The sequence below is a fragment of the Flavobacterium buctense genome, from assembly GCF_014486695.1.
GTDB lineage: Bacteria > Bacteroidota > Bacteroidia > Flavobacteriales > Flavobacteriaceae > Flavobacterium > Flavobacterium buctense.
In genome coordinates, this window is sequence record NZ_JACTAB010000001.1 from 296,359 (window position 1) to 311,222 (window position 14,864).

Annotated in this window: 21 protein-coding genes; 8 read left to right on the forward strand and 13 right to left on the reverse strand. The window is 36.7% G+C overall.

From position 1 onward, the window contains the following. The first annotated feature begins 84 nt into the window (after positions 1 to 84). From ICG50_RS01220 to ICG50_RS01230, 3 genes are all read left to right on the forward strand, one after another. A complete protein-coding gene (locus ICG50_RS01220; protein ID WP_187659089.1) occupies positions 85 to 441 on the forward strand; it encodes a hypothetical protein in 357 nt (118 codons plus the stop codon). Between the two features lie 90 nt (positions 442 to 531). Continuing rightward, a complete protein-coding gene (locus ICG50_RS01225) occupies positions 532 to 1,551 on the forward strand; it encodes a phenylalanine--tRNA ligase subunit alpha (protein ID WP_187659090.1) in 1,020 nt (339 codons plus the stop codon). 77 nt (positions 1,552 to 1,628) lie between these two features. Then, positions 1,629 to 2,036, forward strand: coding sequence for a hypothetical protein (locus ICG50_RS01230; RefSeq protein WP_187659091.1), 408 nt, complete (start codon positions 1,629 to 1,631; stop codon positions 2,034 to 2,036). On the opposite strand, the gene ICG50_RS01235 is transcribed toward ICG50_RS01230, so the two are convergent. Both ICG50_RS01235 and ICG50_RS01240 read right to left on the reverse strand, forming a co-directional pair. Next, on the reverse strand, positions 2,037 to 2,255 hold the full coding sequence (locus ICG50_RS01235; RefSeq protein WP_187659092.1) for a hypothetical protein: 219 nt from the start codon (positions 2,253 to 2,255) through the stop codon (positions 2,037 to 2,039). Between the two features lies 1 nt (position 2,256). Then, positions 2,257 to 3,252: an NAD(P)H-dependent glycerol-3-phosphate dehydrogenase gene (locus ICG50_RS01240; protein WP_187659093.1), complete on the reverse strand. Its 996-nt coding sequence runs from the start codon at positions 3,250 to 3,252 to the stop codon at positions 2,257 to 2,259. A gap of 218 nt (positions 3,253 to 3,470) precedes the next feature. On the opposite strand from ICG50_RS01240, the gene ICG50_RS01245 reads away from it, so the two are divergent. After that, the gene (locus ICG50_RS01245) at positions 3,471 to 4,061 is read left to right on the forward strand and encodes a hypothetical protein (protein WP_187659094.1); all 591 of its coding nucleotides are present in this window, start codon (positions 3,471 to 3,473) and stop codon (positions 4,059 to 4,061) included. A gap of 306 nt (positions 4,062 to 4,367) precedes the next feature. Continuing rightward, on the forward strand, positions 4,368 to 4,937 hold the full coding sequence (locus ICG50_RS01250; protein WP_187659095.1) for a hypothetical protein: 570 nt from the start codon (positions 4,368 to 4,370) through the stop codon (positions 4,935 to 4,937). A 96-nt stretch (positions 4,938 to 5,033) separates the two neighbouring features. On the opposite strand, the gene nadD is transcribed toward ICG50_RS01250, so the two are convergent. From nadD to ICG50_RS01275, 5 genes are all read right to left on the reverse strand, one after another. Beyond that, a complete protein-coding gene (gene nadD, locus ICG50_RS01255) occupies positions 5,034 to 5,615 on the reverse strand; it encodes a nicotinate (nicotinamide) nucleotide adenylyltransferase (RefSeq protein ID WP_187659096.1) in 582 nt (193 codons plus the stop codon). A gap of 72 nt (positions 5,616 to 5,687) precedes the next feature. Continuing rightward, the gene (gene gmk, locus ICG50_RS01260; RefSeq protein WP_187659097.1) at positions 5,688 to 6,257 is read right to left on the reverse strand and encodes a guanylate kinase; all 570 of its coding nucleotides are present in this window, start codon (positions 6,255 to 6,257) and stop codon (positions 5,688 to 5,690) included. A gap of 67 nt (positions 6,258 to 6,324) precedes the next feature. Further along, positions 6,325 to 7,185, reverse strand: coding sequence for a YicC/YloC family endoribonuclease (locus tag ICG50_RS01265; RefSeq protein ID WP_187659098.1), 861 nt, complete (start codon positions 7,183 to 7,185; stop codon positions 6,325 to 6,327). Positions 7,186 to 7,265: 80 nt separating this feature from the next. Next, positions 7,266 to 8,156, reverse strand: coding sequence for a DMT family transporter (locus tag ICG50_RS01270; RefSeq protein ID WP_187659099.1), 891 nt, complete (start codon positions 8,154 to 8,156; stop codon positions 7,266 to 7,268). Next, entirely contained in the window at positions 8,156 to 8,509 is a 354-nt protein-coding gene (locus ICG50_RS01275; protein ID WP_187659100.1) for an arsenate reductase family protein, read from the reverse strand. The genes ICG50_RS01270 and ICG50_RS01275 overlap by 1 nt, the downstream gene beginning before the upstream one ends. Before the next feature lie 71 nt (positions 8,510 to 8,580). Between ICG50_RS01275 and ICG50_RS01280 the strand changes: the two genes are divergently transcribed. The 3 genes from ICG50_RS01280 to ICG50_RS01290 all read left to right on the forward strand — a co-directional run bounded on the left by ICG50_RS01280 (position 8,581) and on the right by ICG50_RS01290 (position 10,698). Beyond that, the gene (locus tag ICG50_RS01280; protein ID WP_187659101.1) at positions 8,581 to 9,036 is read left to right on the forward strand and encodes a DinB family protein; all 456 of its coding nucleotides are present in this window, start codon (positions 8,581 to 8,583) and stop codon (positions 9,034 to 9,036) included. A 73-nt stretch (positions 9,037 to 9,109) separates the two neighbouring features. Beyond that, a complete protein-coding gene (locus tag ICG50_RS01285) occupies positions 9,110 to 10,252 on the forward strand; it encodes a cystathionine gamma-synthase (RefSeq protein ID WP_187659102.1) in 1,143 nt (380 codons plus the stop codon). 206 nt (positions 10,253 to 10,458) lie between these two features. Continuing rightward, positions 10,459 to 10,698, forward strand: coding sequence for a hypothetical protein (locus ICG50_RS01290; RefSeq protein ID WP_187659103.1), 240 nt, complete (start codon positions 10,459 to 10,461; stop codon positions 10,696 to 10,698). A 122-nt stretch (positions 10,699 to 10,820) separates the two neighbouring features. On the opposite strand, the gene ICG50_RS01295 is transcribed toward ICG50_RS01290, so the two are convergent. The 6 genes from ICG50_RS01295 to ICG50_RS01320 form a co-directional block, all read right to left on the reverse strand. Then, entirely contained in the window at positions 10,821 to 11,714 is an 894-nt protein-coding gene (locus tag ICG50_RS01295; protein ID WP_187659104.1) for a DUF3078 domain-containing protein, read from the reverse strand. A 95-nt stretch (positions 11,715 to 11,809) separates the two neighbouring features. Continuing rightward, positions 11,810 to 12,316: a DUF2480 family protein gene (locus tag ICG50_RS01300; RefSeq protein ID WP_187659105.1), complete on the reverse strand. Its 507-nt coding sequence runs from the start codon at positions 12,314 to 12,316 to the stop codon at positions 11,810 to 11,812. A 62-nt stretch (positions 12,317 to 12,378) separates the two neighbouring features. Beyond that, positions 12,379 to 12,702: an SUF system Fe-S cluster assembly protein gene (locus tag ICG50_RS01305; RefSeq protein WP_187659106.1), complete on the reverse strand. Its 324-nt coding sequence runs from the start codon at positions 12,700 to 12,702 to the stop codon at positions 12,379 to 12,381. A 6-nt stretch (positions 12,703 to 12,708) separates the two neighbouring features. Continuing rightward, entirely contained in the window at positions 12,709 to 13,128 is a 420-nt protein-coding gene (locus ICG50_RS01310) for a SufE family protein (RefSeq protein WP_187659107.1), read from the reverse strand. Then, positions 13,125 to 13,565 carry a hypothetical protein gene (locus ICG50_RS01315; protein WP_187659108.1) on the reverse strand — a complete coding sequence of 147 codons (441 nt, stop codon included), beginning with the start codon at positions 13,563 to 13,565 and terminating at the stop codon, positions 13,125 to 13,127. Before ICG50_RS01315 ends, ICG50_RS01310 begins: the two co-directional genes overlap by 4 nt. A gap of 11 nt (positions 13,566 to 13,576) precedes the next feature. Then, positions 13,577 to 14,791: an aminotransferase class V-fold PLP-dependent enzyme gene (locus tag ICG50_RS01320; protein WP_187659109.1), complete on the reverse strand. Its 1,215-nt coding sequence runs from the start codon at positions 14,789 to 14,791 to the stop codon at positions 13,577 to 13,579. Positions 14,792 to 14,864 lie beyond the last annotated feature (73 nt).

Below are 14,864 nucleotides of genomic sequence, written 5' to 3' on the forward strand. Positions count from 1 at the left end.
AGTTTACATTGGTTTTCAATAACTATCTTTGCCGACTGACGTTATGAACTTATAATTCATAACTCATAATTCATAACTCAAAAAATGTCAAGAGACGAACAATTAAAACAACGCTGGGATAAAGTCGTTACCATTCTTTCCAATCAATTTGCGGAAGGAGATTTACTCGACTTAGACGCTATTATATACCTAATCGGAGTGCAAGAACTCGGGAAAGTGCACCAAACTTTCAAAAAAGACGAAAAACTCAACCTGATGCACATCGCCATCTGTCGTTTGCTCGAGCCTTATGGTTACTACGAATTTGACTATGTTGACAAAGAAGGTTGGCCGCATTACAATGTCAAAGAAGCATTACCGCCGTTAAAAGCCGGAGAACAATCGGTTTTGATGAAAGAAGCGATTGTGAATTACTTTTTAGAACGAGAAGTAATAGAATAGCATTTGGTCTAGGTTTTTCATTAAAAACTTCCAACTTCCAACTCCTAACTTCCAACTTTTCCCTAAATTTGCACCTTCAAAGTACGACCGATGATAGATAAGATTAAAGAACACATAGAAGAAGCTAAAGCCTTCAATACCAAAAATAAAGAAGCTTTAGAAAATTTCCGTATCAAATATTTGGGCAGCAAAGGCTTGTTGAAAGAGCTTTTCACCGAATTCAAAAATATCCCGAACGACCAGAAAAAAGACTTCGGACAAGTAATCAATACCCTGAAAACCGTTGCGGAAGAAAAAGTAAAAGCGATTCAGGAAGAATTGGAAAGCAAAGAAGAAGTCAAAGGTTTCTATGGCGATTTAACGCGTCCGGCGGAACCGGCGATTATTGGTTCGCGTCATCCTATTTCCATAGTAAAAAACCAAATCATCGATATTTTCTCTACCATCGGATTCAATGTTTCTGAAGGTCCGGAAATCGAAGACGACTGGCATAACTTCACCGCTTTGAACTTACCCGAATACCATCCGGCAAGAGATATGCAAGACACATTTTTCATCCAAACCAATCCCGATGTATTGTTAAGAACGCATACCTCATCGGTTCAGGTTAGATACATGGAAAACAACAAACCACCCATTCGTACCATTTCACCGGGAAGAGTGTTCCGTAACGAAGCGGTTTCATCTCGCTCGCACTGTATTTTCCACCAGGTTGAAGGTTTGTATATAGACAAAGACGTTTCATTTGCCGATTTAAAGCAAACGCTTTTATATTTCACCAAAGAAATGTTTGGCAAGTCCAAAATCCGTTTGAGACCAAGTTATTTCCCATTTACTGAACCAAGTGCTGAGGTTGATATTTATTGGGGATTAAAAACCGAAACCGATTACCGCATCACGAAAGGAACCGGTTGGTTAGAAATCATGGGTTGCGGAATGGTAGATCCCAATGTTTTGAAAAACTGTGGTATCAACCCCGAAGAATACAATGGTTTTGCCTTTGGAATGGGCATTGAGCGCATTGCCATGTTATTGTACCAAATCGGCGACATCAGAATGTTTTATGAAAACGATGTTCGTTTCTTGGAGCAGTTTAAGTCGAGTATATAAATAAAAGTCAAAAGGGATAAGCGAAAAGACATAAGAACTTTTACTTATCCCTTATTACTAATCCCTTTTCCCTTACAATGAAAGCAGACATCACCATTCCCAAAGTAGAAAACGTATTCCTGGCGGCCGTGCAGGAATGGAGTGATGATTTTATGGATAAGGTTTGGCATGTTTATTTGGTCAACGATTCTGACTACGATTTAGACAGCGTAATGGTCGTTTCCAAAGCTTTTGGCACCATTGATGGCGAAATGAAAAAAACGGCGCTCTTACGTCATGCCTTTATGCAAGTGCCTTCGGTTTCTGTGGCCAAAATAGAAATGATAGAAAACAACGTACTTCGTTTGAACAACGAGTTTATGGTCACATACTTTATTGGAAGTACTTTATACGACAAGAAATTCATCTTCAAAGCGCAATCCATCACTCCGGATTATGTGGAAGAAGTGCCGATTTTATTTGTGGATGGTGTTATCGCAAGATAGCTATTGATTGTTTTGTTGTTTTACTTTTTGTTTCCAGTTGACATAACCTAAAACAAAAACTCCAACCAAAATAAAAACCAAAGCCCTAAAATAAAAAGCGGGAGCAGAAAGTTGAACCATTAAAGGTTTCTCTTGAATTTCAAATAGTACATTAAAGACCGACATAAAAATTCCCCAAAAAGCACCGGTTTTGATTTGGTATTGCCATCTTTCACTCATCTTAGTCTAGTTTATCGGTTAGTTTTTTGAATACTTTCTTAGCCTCTTTACCTTCATATAAAACTTCATATACTGCATCAATAATGGGTGTCTTCGCTTTGTATTCTTGGTTTAGTTTGTAGGCACTTTTTACGGCATAATAGCCTTCAGCCACCATACTCATTTCCATTTGAGCGGCTTGAACCGTATACCCTTTTCCAATCATATTCCCGAACATTCGGTTTCTTGAAAACACGGAATAACCCGTTACCAATAAATCGCCTAAATAAGCCGAGTTGTTGATATTTCGTTTCATCTTGTGCACTTTTCGGATAAACTTTTTCATCTCGCGAATGGCATTGCTCATAATCACCGACTGGAAGTTATCGCCATAGCCTAAACCATGGGCAATTCCGGCAGCTATGGCATAAATATTTTTCAACATAGCGGCATATTCGGTTCCGATAATATCGTCTGAAATTTTGGTTTTAATGAAATGACAGCTCAAATTATTAGCGACCACTTTGGCTTTTTTTGGATCAGCACAGGCAATAGTTAAATAAGATAATCTTTCTAAAGCCACTTCTTCCGCATGACACGGACCGGTTATTACACCAATATTGTCGTATGGAATATCAAAATTTTTATGGAAATGTTCCCCTACAATTAAGAAAGTCTCAGGCACAATTCCCTTAATCGCAGAGAAGATTACTTTGCCTTTCAAATCAACCGTTAACTTTTCTAATTCTTTGCTCAAAAAAGCTGACGGGATTGCAAAAATTAAATAATCGGCATAAGCCACAGCTTCATTTATATCATTGGTCAGTTTTAATTTTTTGATATCGAACTCAACTGAACTTAAATAATTTGGATTATGTTTCTCGGTTTTTAAATGGTCTATAGCCGATTGGCTTCTCATATACCAAGCAATTTCATCAAGGTTTACACAAAGCATTTTTGCAATAGCAGTAGCCCAACTTCCGCCACCGATTACTGCAAATTTTGGAGAATCATTCATGAATAGTAACTTTAATTATGCCCAAAAATACTCAATTTTAAATGATTAAAGGGGAAGTTTTTAAAATAGCAATCAAGGAAAATCATTATTGACTATTGTTCTAAAAATAATCATTTTTACTATTATTCTTATTTATTGACATTTTTTATGCATTTCGTCGTTTTTATTATTCATTTTAAAGGCAATGTTATAAATTAGTATTCCCAAATCTTTTAAATATGAAAACAAAATTACTTTATCTTTTTGTTGGCGTCATTGCGCTGACATTTGCCTCTTGTGAACAAGACAATGTTTCTGAAACGAAACAACTTTCACAATCTAAAAACAACAACAACAATCTTGTGGTCAACACCGTTGGTTTGACGCCCTGTACAGTAGCTAATTTAATGGCCGGTCAAAATTACGATGCCGGAGACTTAAGCGTTTATTTCGATCTAAATAATGTTTATGTTGAATATACTACTACAGATAATTGGTACATTAGGAAAACCCATTTATATGTTGGCAATTGTCAATTAATTCCAAGAAACAATAGTGGAAATCCTATTCCGGGACAATTCCCTATAAGTAATGCACTTTCTAATGGCACTCAAACAATAACGTATACCATTCCAAAATCTACATTGCCGGCTTGTTTTTGTATTGCCGCTCATGCGGAAGTATATCGTTTACAAAATGGAACTGTTTTTCAATCAGAAACTGCTTGGGCAGCCGGTGAAAGATTCACTCAAAAAAGTTGGGCAACGTTTTTCAGTGTATGTCAAGATGATTGTTTTGATATTGAAGATTACTACTTTGGCAAACCGTAAAAAATAATTCACAGCATGCTAAAAACCAGCTTTAATCAAGTTGGTTTTTTTTATGCTCATTTGTATCATACCTAAAATTTTCAAGTTTGAGTCACCTATTTTGCTGTTTTAAGCGAAAAACTGACGTTTTTTTAGTAAATCTAACCATGTTAATCTTACAATAAAAAATATTGAAAAATATCATTACATTAATCTTTTTCTTATTTTTTATCTTAATTTATGCATTTCATCGATTATTTTGCGCACTTTGCAGATTACTTTTATACTTTAGCAGTCCCAAATCTACTAATTTAAGATCTACAAATTATGAAAACAAAATTATTTTATCTGTGCTTAGGTGTAATCACCTTAACTATGGCTTCTTGCGAATCTGAAAACAATTCTGATTCTAGTGTTAACAATCTTGCCGCTAAACAAAATGAAGTGGTCAATAGTACTAATGTAAATTTGCCCGACTTTTCACCTTGTGTGACAACAGATCTTCTAGCCGCGAGACGTTTTGATGCTGGAGAATTCAGAGTTTATTTTGACGCAGAAAAAGTCTACGTTGAATACGAAACAAACGAAGATTGGTATATTAGAGAAACCCATTTGTACATTGGTGATCAAGAATTAACCCCATTGAACCGAAGAGGTGAGCCGGTTCCGAATAATTTCCCATTTGGTGGAGTACACCCTGATGGAGAACAAAATGTGGTTTATTCTGTTTCTAAAAGCACCCTGCCAAAGTGTTTTTCTATCTCTGCTAACGCAGAAGTATACTTTGTCCAAAATGGAGAAATTGCTCTAGTTGAGACCGCTTGGGCAAGAGGCGAGCGCTTTACTCAGACTAGTTGGGGTATGTTTTTTGACGTGTGTCAATCAAGCTGTTGGTAATAAAGTCCGATTTTAATGAGTCCACAATATCTTTTGGATAAATCATAAACAAACCTTCCTTTTGGGAGGTTTTTTTTTGATAGCTCTCAAACAAATCTATTTCTTATAAAAATTATTGTGGTCTATATATTCCCAAACCTGGTGTGGTAATAATGGTCGAATGTTTTTTTTACTTTTAATATTGTCACGAATAAAAGTCGAGGATATTTCTACAATAGGCGCGTCGATTTTGCAAATACTAGCGTGATTTTTAAGTGCTATATTTTCCGGTTCATCCGAAATTCTGGGATAAATATAAATATCATGATTTTGTAAAATATATTCATAGTTTTTCCATTTATGGAACGATTTTAAATTGTCTTCTCCCATGATTAACGAAAACTCATGTTGTGGATATTTGTCCATCAAATGTGCTAAAGTATTCACCGTATAATTCGGTTGAGGTAATTTAAATTCGATGTCGGAAGGTTTGATTTTTGGATACTCTTCGGTAGCCAATCTGACCAAATGCAACCGTTGGTAATCATCCAACAAAGTGTTCTTTTGCTTCAACGGATTGTGTGGCGTTACAACCATCCAAATTTGCTCCAAATCAGAATGTTCAGCCATATGATTTGCAATAATCAAATGCCCAACATGAATAGGGTTAAAGGTGCCGAAATATAAACCAATTTTCATCTTTACAGAGATAAGGGATAAGGCATAAGGCATAAGGCATAAGAAACTTACTTATCCCTAATCCCTTGTTGCTTATTTTACAAATTCTTTCACCAACTCATACGCTTCCGCTTTAGCCACATCCAAATCATAATTCTTGATAATGGTATCAAATTGTGGCGCAGTGGCCAATTCTACGTGGGCTTTAGCAATGCGCATGTTGATTTTCTCATCGCTTTCGGTGGAACGTTCTTTTAAGCGGCGTTTTAATTCATCGACGCTTGGTGGTTTTACGAAAACGGCTAACGTTTCTTGCGGAAATTTATGTTTGATACGCAATCCACCGGCCACATCGATGTCGAATATCACGTTTTTGCCTTTGGCCCAAATGCGTTCTACTTCGCTTTTTAAAGTTCCGTAAAAATTATCGCGATACACTTCTTCCCATTCGATAAAATCCTCGGCTTTGATGTGTTTTTTGAACTCTTCAATGGTGATGAAATAGTAATCTTGACCATGCACTTCTTCGCCACGTGGTTCACGAGTTGCAGCCGAAATAGAGAACTCTAAATTCAACTCCGGTTGCGCTAATAAATGCCTTACTATGGTGGTTTTCCCCGAACCAGATGGCGCTGAGAATACTAATAATTTTCCTTTGTTCATTTCTTTCTTGTGATTAGTGACTAGTGATTAGTAATTAGCTATTCACTAATCACTAATTACCAATTACTTATAAAACATTAAGCACTTGTTCCTTAATTTTCTCCAACTCATCCTTCATCATCACGACCAATTTCTGCATTTCGGAATGGTTTGATTTTGAACCCATGGTGTTGATTTCTCTACCCATTTCCTGAGTGATGAAGCCTAATTTTCTTCCATTGGCTTCCGTTCCGGCTAAAGTTTCTATGAAATAGTTTAAATGGTTTTCCAAACGCACTTTTTCTTCGGTGATGTCGTATTTTTCGAGGTAAAAAATCAATTCTTGTTCGAAACGATTTTCATCTACGTTTTCTTTTAATTCGTCTAAAGCCGTTCTCAATCTTGTTTTAACCGTTTCCACTCTTTCGGCATCATAAGCCACGGCATTGTTCATCAACGTCATGATATTGGCAATACGGTGTAGAAATTCTTTTTCCAATGAAACACCTTCGTCTTTTCTGAACTGAACGATGTTTTCCAAAGCTTCATCTGTAACGGTTTGTATTTTCTTCCATTCGTTTTCGTCAATTTCATCGCGCTCGGTTTTTAACGCATCAGGCATTCTGACGGCCATTTTCATCAATTCGGTTTCATCCGCATTGGGAATCACGGCTTTCATTTGGTTGATATATCCTTTGACAATCGGCACATTGATTTTAGAAGAAGTTTCTTCGCCGGTTACCTCAACATACAACGAAAAATCAATTTTTCCGCGCTCTAATCTTTGCGAAAGTTGGTTGCGCAATCCCAATTCCATTTCTCTGAAAACAGAAGGCATGCGCGTGTTTAAATCCAAACCTTTGCTGTTAAGCGATTTGATTTCTACTGTAATTTTTTTGGTTGGTAATTGCAAACTTGCTTTCCCGAAACCGGTCATCGATTGTATCATTCGTGTGTATTTCTAATATTTACAAATATAATTAAAAGTTTACAGTCGCAGACGCAGTTTGCGGTTTTTGCTGTGACTGATTACTGAGACTGAGACTTTTTTTGGAGCACTAAATAAACCCCAACAAATATCAAAACAGCCGAAAGAATCTTAACCCAAGTCAGTTGGTCTTTGCCCAAACTCATGGCGAAAACGGTTGCAAAAAGTGGTTGCAAATAAATAAAAACCGCCACGGTTGTCGGCTTCAATTCGCGCATGGAAACCAAATTGAACAAGTAAGTGAAGAATGTGGTGAAAACCACCACAAAAACAATTTCCCACATAATTACTGACGGAATGGTTTGCCATTGAATTTCCTGGTATTCACTCCAACCAAAAGGAATGACCATCAGCAAACCAAAAGTATAAATCCATTTGACGAAAGTGAAAGCGTTGTATTTGTCCATTAATTTCTTAACCACAATCAGGTAAAAACCATAGGAAACCGCATTGATAAAAACGAGGAAATTACCCAACATTGCATTGGTGGCATTACCCATCGATTTGCCATACAAAATCAAAAATCCGGTACCGAAAAGCCCGAGTAGGATACCAAAAATCTTTCGGGTTTCCATGCGCTCTTTCATGATTATGGCAGATAAAATCAAGACAATAATTGGCGTCGTTACCATAATTACCGCAGAAGAAATGGGCGAGGTGTAGCTCAATCCTTTGAAGAAAGTCAGCATGTTTAATGCCACACCAAAGAAAGCGGCGACTATAATTCGCGGAAAGTCATTGCGTTGGATTTTTTCTTTTGGCCCAAAAAAAGAAACCAGCCAAAACAAAATCGTAGCGCCTAAAACCCGAAGCAAAATAAATCCAAATGGTTTGATGTAAGTTGGCATCACATCTTTGGCAATCGTAAACGAAACGCCGTAAATCAATGATACCATTGTCGCTGCCAATAATGCCCATGCTCTTTTTGACATTAGCTCAAGACTTTTATAACTTCAATGATGTTTTTTTGGCCGTTGCCAATGTAAATTTTGTCATCAATGATAAAAACCGGACGGCTCAAAAAAGTATAATGTTGTAATAAATATTGTTTATAATCGGCTTCCGTCAAAGATTTGTTTTTCAAATCCATCGACTTGTACAACTGAGCTTTCTTACTGAACAACGCTTCATAACTGCCCGAAAGTTGGTGCATTTCTTCCAATTCCTGTTCGGTTATCGGGTTTTGACGAATGTCGTGAAACTGCAATCTATCAGCGTTGGGAAGTGATTTTATGATTTTACGGCAAGTGTCACAAGAAGCTAAATAATATATTTTATCGGTCATAAAAATTCTTTTTGCAAAGGAAATTCATTTCCACTTATAATCTGTAATTTTATCGAAAATTTAAAAAAATTATGGACGCTACCTTCAAAATTTGGGAAACCAACAGAAAGCATTTTGCCCAACTGATTGACCGCTATACTTTGGAACAACTGAACAAAATTCCGGAGGGTTTTAGTAATAATTTGGTTTGGAATTTAGGTCATATCATTGTGGCGCAACAAGGTTTGGTGTATCGCCTTTCGGGATTGCCAATCAATGTTACGGACGAAATGAATGAAAAGTACAGAAACGGTTCTAAACCAACCGGAACCACAACACAAGCCGAGTTAGACGAGCTAAAAGCGCTTCTTTTTTCACTTTTGAAACAAACCAAAGAAGATTATGCGGCTGGAAAATTTGTTACTTACAATGAATACACAACCGGAACCGGATTTCATTTGGCCAATATAAAAGATGCGATGGAATTCAATAATTATCACGAAGGATTGCATTTTGGTTTTATGATGAATATTCGAAAATTTGTGTAGCGTTAATAAAATCGAAAAGAGTCTTTTCAACCGAATAATAAAAAGTAAATTTGCGCTTTAATACAATACCAAAATGAAATTCAACACCAAAGTTATACATGGTAACCAACACCATGAAGAAGTAACCGGAGCGGTTATGCCACCGGTATTTCAAACCTCAACGTATGCACAAACATCACCCGGAAAACCCGTTGGTGATTACGAATATTCTCGTGCTGCCAATCCAACCCGACAAGCTTTAGAAGATGCTTTGGCAAGTATTGAAAACGGTGCTCGTGGTTTGGCTTTTGCCTCAGGATTAGCCGCAACCGATTGTTTGTTGCGTATGTTCAAAGCCGGTGACGAAATCATCGCGATGGACGATTTATATGGCGGAACTTACCGTTTGTTTACCCGTTTGTACAAAGATAGCGGCATCAAATTCCATTTTGTGGATATGAATGATTTCGATACATTCCAATCGTTGATTAATGAAAACACGAAGTTGGTTTGGGTAGAAACGCCTACGAATCCGTTGATGAAATTGGCAGACATTGCCGAGATTGCTAAAATCACTAAAAAGCACAACATCCTATTTGCGGTTGACAATACTTTTGCTACGCCTTATTTGCAAAAACCTTTGGATTTAGGCGCTGATATTGTGATGCATTCGGCCACGAAATATTTAGGCGGACACTCTGATGTAATTGCTGGTGCTTTAATTATCAAAGACAAAGATTTAGGGGATGAATTGCATTTCAAACAATTTGCCACCGGCGGAACCTTAGGTCCAATGGACAGTTTCTTGGTTTTACGTGGTATCAAAACTTTGCATTTGCGTGTACAAAGACATTGTGAAAACGGAGAAAAAGTAGCGAACTTTTTAGCCAATCATCCTGAAGTAGCAACAGTTTATTATCCGGGATTGCCTGATCATCCTTTTCATGAGATTGCCAAAAAGCAAATGAGTGGTTTTGGCGGTATGGTTTCTTTCACCTTCAAATCAGGGAAAAAAGAAGACGCAATTTCATTTTTGGAAAAACTAAAAGTATTCACTTTGGCCGAATCACTTGGCGGAGTGGAATCTTTGGCTAATCATCCTACTTTGATGACGCATGCTTCGATTCCGGAAGACAAACGAAAAGAAATTGGAATTACTGATGACTTAGTGAGATTAAGCGTTGGAGTAGAAGATATCACTGATTTATTAGCTGATTTAGAGCAAGCTTTTCGATAGCTAGACTTCTTTTAGCCAATACTTAAAGCCAGATTGTAATACTTCTGGCTTTTTTTGTAAATTCAATTAGGCTTATAAAAAATTGTATAAGAAAAATTGTCTTTTTATTGATTTTTTGTGTATTTCATCGATTATAATTGTTGTTTTGGCGATTATTTTATTTTAATTACTTAGGTTTATCTTGTATAATTAAAAAATTTGACCCCATGAAAACAATTAACCTAGAAAATACTTCTAAAGTATTACTTATGTTGTTCTTACTATTTAGCACAACTTCTTTTTCATTTACAAAATTTCCAACTGAAGCAAGTTCCAGTGGTCATGAATCCAGAACATGTTTTGTGAGTAAAGCGAAAAAAGCGCCTAAAACAACTGCCAAAACTTATGCTAAACCATCCAAAGCATTTGCCATGCAGTCTAAAAGTAAAAAATTCTTTAAGAAATAATTTTAACCCAAAAGTAACGCTAAGTATTGTTATTGATTAATAGTAATAAACCTCTTAGCTGCATAAAAGAGAGAGCCGATTTATCAAATAAATCGGCTCTCTCTTATTAAAATAGATTAGAATCAGAATCCATAATTGACACCAATTCCAATAATCTGACGGGTTTGAAATCCTCGGTAAGCGTTGTCGTCATAAATAGTTTGAAAGGCAAAATTGGTGGTCAAATATTTATTCACTTTCATCACAATATTTAACGTGTAATCTATATCTACGTTATAAACTTCTTCTAAATAGTTGGTATAAGAGTTAAAAATGTTTTCAGCACTAACATTTTCCATGATATTGAATTTGTAGTAAGCGTTTATCGCTGCTCCAAACTCATATCGAGAGTTATCCCCTTGCGCCACACCAAAAGCCGGTCCGAGATCTGTAAAGTGCTTGTGTACCATAATTACTTTTGAAGTAGCAGGAGCAACGTTTATTTTTAGATTGTCACTCTTTTTCCACATCATACCAGGACCAAATTGGGTGAAAGTTGGGGATAAGAAATGAGATATTTTAATGGTGTTATCGGCAGGATCAAAACCGGAATCAAATTGGGTTTTAAAATTAAAGAAGAAAGAGTAAAACCATTCCCCGGATGCTTTTTTTCCTAATAGAGAATTAATCTCAAATCGGTCATCTGTTTTTTGCAATTCCTGACCATTGATTTTAGTCAAACCGTAATTTGCATTTATTTTGTTATCCCAAGTCCAAGTGTCACTTTTATAATTGATATCATATTTTAATGCTGTATTCCCGGAGATACTGCTTTGACCACCGGCCAACCAATTATTAAAACTTGCCTGATTTAGCAATACAGTTGCAAGACCTTTTTTCTCCCATCCATTTGGTTTTTCTTCTTTGATCTTGGCTACTGTTTCTTCCGTTTTTTTCAATAGTTCTTTTTCACTGACTTGTGAAAACACTTTGTTTACTGATAAAAGAAATAATGTTGCCAATAAAACTCTTTTCATTTTTTACTTTTTTAAAATTCGATGCAAAGGTAAGAATAGATTCGATTAAAACAAATCTAAAAGAAAAGGTAATTGTTTGATTATCAGATTAAAATCTATTTTGATTTTTTAAATAATGGAACTGCAGAGCAGGCTTCGCCATACATTATGCTTTTGGCGATGGGTTGCAGTTTTTGAACTGCCATGATGTAGGCGCTTTCCGGAACAGGTTTTTTAGAACAACCTTTGATGATGACCGGCTTGTCTTGGTAAGGAGTATAATCCAAAGTCGGAAGAATTTCTTGGTATAAAGCTGTTTCCAAATCGTTTAGATTTCCACTCACCACTTTTTGAGCAAAAGGCGTGACTTGGGTAGCCACTAAAATAGTAGCCCAAGCGGGAACTATAGCATCTGTTGAACAATGAATAGCCACGAAATGATTTTGGTATTGCGCCCAATCGTGATTTTTTAAGGCTTCGCGGAAGTCTTTTTCTTTAAGAATAAAACCCTCCAACAACCATTGTGAAATGTCAATTTGCGTCCGAATGCCGTTTGGATAATAATCTTCCAAATCGAACACTTCTAACACGGAATTGGCTACTCTGTTAATGATTTCGTCCATAGTTTTAGTTTGCAGTCGAAGTCTAAGTCGCAGTAACTGAAAACTGCGACTGAAGACTAATTTTACAACATTCCCAGTTCTAATTTAGCTTCTTCACTCATCAAATCTTTGCTCCATGGCGGATCAAAGGTGATTTCCACTTCACAATTCTTAACGGTGTCTATTTTTTTGATTTTTTCTTCTACTTCACGAGGTAAAGTTTCCGCCACCGGACAATTTGGTGAAGTTAGTGTCATTAAGACTTTTACTTCATTGTCTTCGTTAATCATCACGTCGTAAATTAAGCCTAATTCGTAGATATCTACAGGAATTTCCGGGTCATAAATGCCTTTTAAGGTTTTCACCACATTTTCGCCTAAATTGATATCGTCTTTAAATTCTTCCATAGTTTTTTAATTTTTAGCATTAAACGCCAAAGCATACATTTTAAGTTTTTTTATCATCGAAACCAATCCGTTAGCTCTTGTTGGCGACAAGTGCTCTTTTAAGCCAATTTCATCAATAAAATCGGTATTAGCCTCTAAAATATCAGAAGCTTTTTGATTGGAAAAGGCACGAATCAGAATCGCAATAATCCCTTTGGTTAAAATCGCATCGCTATCGGCGGTAAAGATTACTTTATCTCCTAATTGCTCGGCATGAACCCAAACTTTCGATTGGCAACCGGTAATGATATTCTCTTCGGTTTTGTATTGCTCTTCAATTAATGGCAGCCCTTTTCCAAGGTCGATAATGTATTCGTAGCGTTGCATCCAATCGTCAAACATCGAGAACTCGTCTACGATTTCGTCTTGTATTTCTTTTATGCTCATTCTTCTTTTTCTTTGGCCAATGCCACAATTTTATTGACTAATTTCTCTATTTCCTTTGGTGGAAAACCATGATCAAAATCAGTGGTTTCATAATCTTTTTCTTGGTAACGGATTTTTAGATTGGCAATTGGCGCACCATCGTAAAATCGTTTTTGCGTTGGGTCTTTTAATTTGGGCACTTCTTCTAAATTGATTTTGGCAAAAGCCCCTACTAATAAGGCCCAATCAGCATCAGAAATCGTAATTTCTTCCTTTGGCGCTTTTTCACTTCGGTCTCTTGAAATGGTTGCTTTTTGATTGACAATGACAATCTTTTGATAAAATCCTCGGGTATTAGCTGTGTATTGAATTACCGTATTGGTCAAATCGTTTTGCGCTTCATTGGTACAACTTTTTCCAAGAAAAATCGTTAGTAAAATCATAGTAATTGCTTTCATCTGTCTTTGTTTTAAGATAACATCATTTGGGCTTTTTTTATCGCTTCAACCATAACATCTATTTCTTCTTTGGTGTTGTAAAAAGCAAAACTTGCTCTTATCGTTCCCGGAATTTGGTAGAAGTCCATGATCGGCTGTGCGCAATGATGTCCGGTGCGCACCGCTATTCCTAGCTTATCTATAATTGTGCCAATGTCGTAAGGATGTATGCCGTCGATGTTAAACGAAATTACGGAAGTTTTTTGTTCTGCGGTGCCGAAAATTTTCAATCCTTCGATTTCTGATAATTTCTCCGTGGCATATTCCAATAATTCGTGTTCGTATTTTGCGATGTTATCAAAGCCGATTTCGTTCAAATAATCTATCGCGGTACCGAGTACAATTCCGTCGGCTATATTGGGCGTTCCGGCTTCGAACTTGTGCGGCAAATCGGCGTAAGTCGTTTTTTCGAAAGTGACTGTGGCAATCATTTCGCCGCCGCCTTGATATGGTGGTAATTTGCGTAACCATTCCTCTTTTCCGTATAGAATTCCGATTCCGGTTGGGCCACAAATTTTATGTCCCGAAAAGACATAGAAATCACAATCCAAAGCCTGAACGTCTGGTTTTAAATGTGGTGTAGCTTGAGCGCCATCGATTAAAATAGCGGCTCCAACTTCATGCGCTTTGTCAATCATATACTGAATCGGGTTTATCGTTCCCAAAGCGTTTGAAATATGATTTACGGTTACGATTTTGGTTTTAGCCGAAAGTAATTTGTCGTATACCGACATGATTAATTCGCCATTTTCATTCATCGGAATGACTTTCAATGTTGCACCGGTTCTTTCGCAAAGCATTTGCCAAGGCACGATGTTGCTGTGGTGTTCCAATGCGGAAACCAAAACCTCATCGCCTGGTTTTAAAAAGTCCGCAAAACCATTAGCAATCGCATTAATTCCATGGGTTGTTCCCGAAGTAAAAATAACTTCATGGGCATGTTTAGCGTTGAGGTGCTTTTGTATTTTACCTCTGGAAACTTCATACGCATCAGTGGCCAATTGGCTCAAAGTATGCACACCACGGTGTATATTGGCATTGATTTCTTGGTAATATTTAGATATCGCATCGATAACCACTTGTGGTTTTTGCGAAGTTGCGCCGTTATCAAAATAGACGAGCGGTTTGCCATTAACTTTTTGGGAAAGTATCGGAAAATCGGCTCTGATTTTTTGGATGTCTAACATGGTATTATTTAGAAAAATTCTAAATACAAAAGTAGCTAAAATGGAATTGTTTTTTGCTAAACAAATATTAATA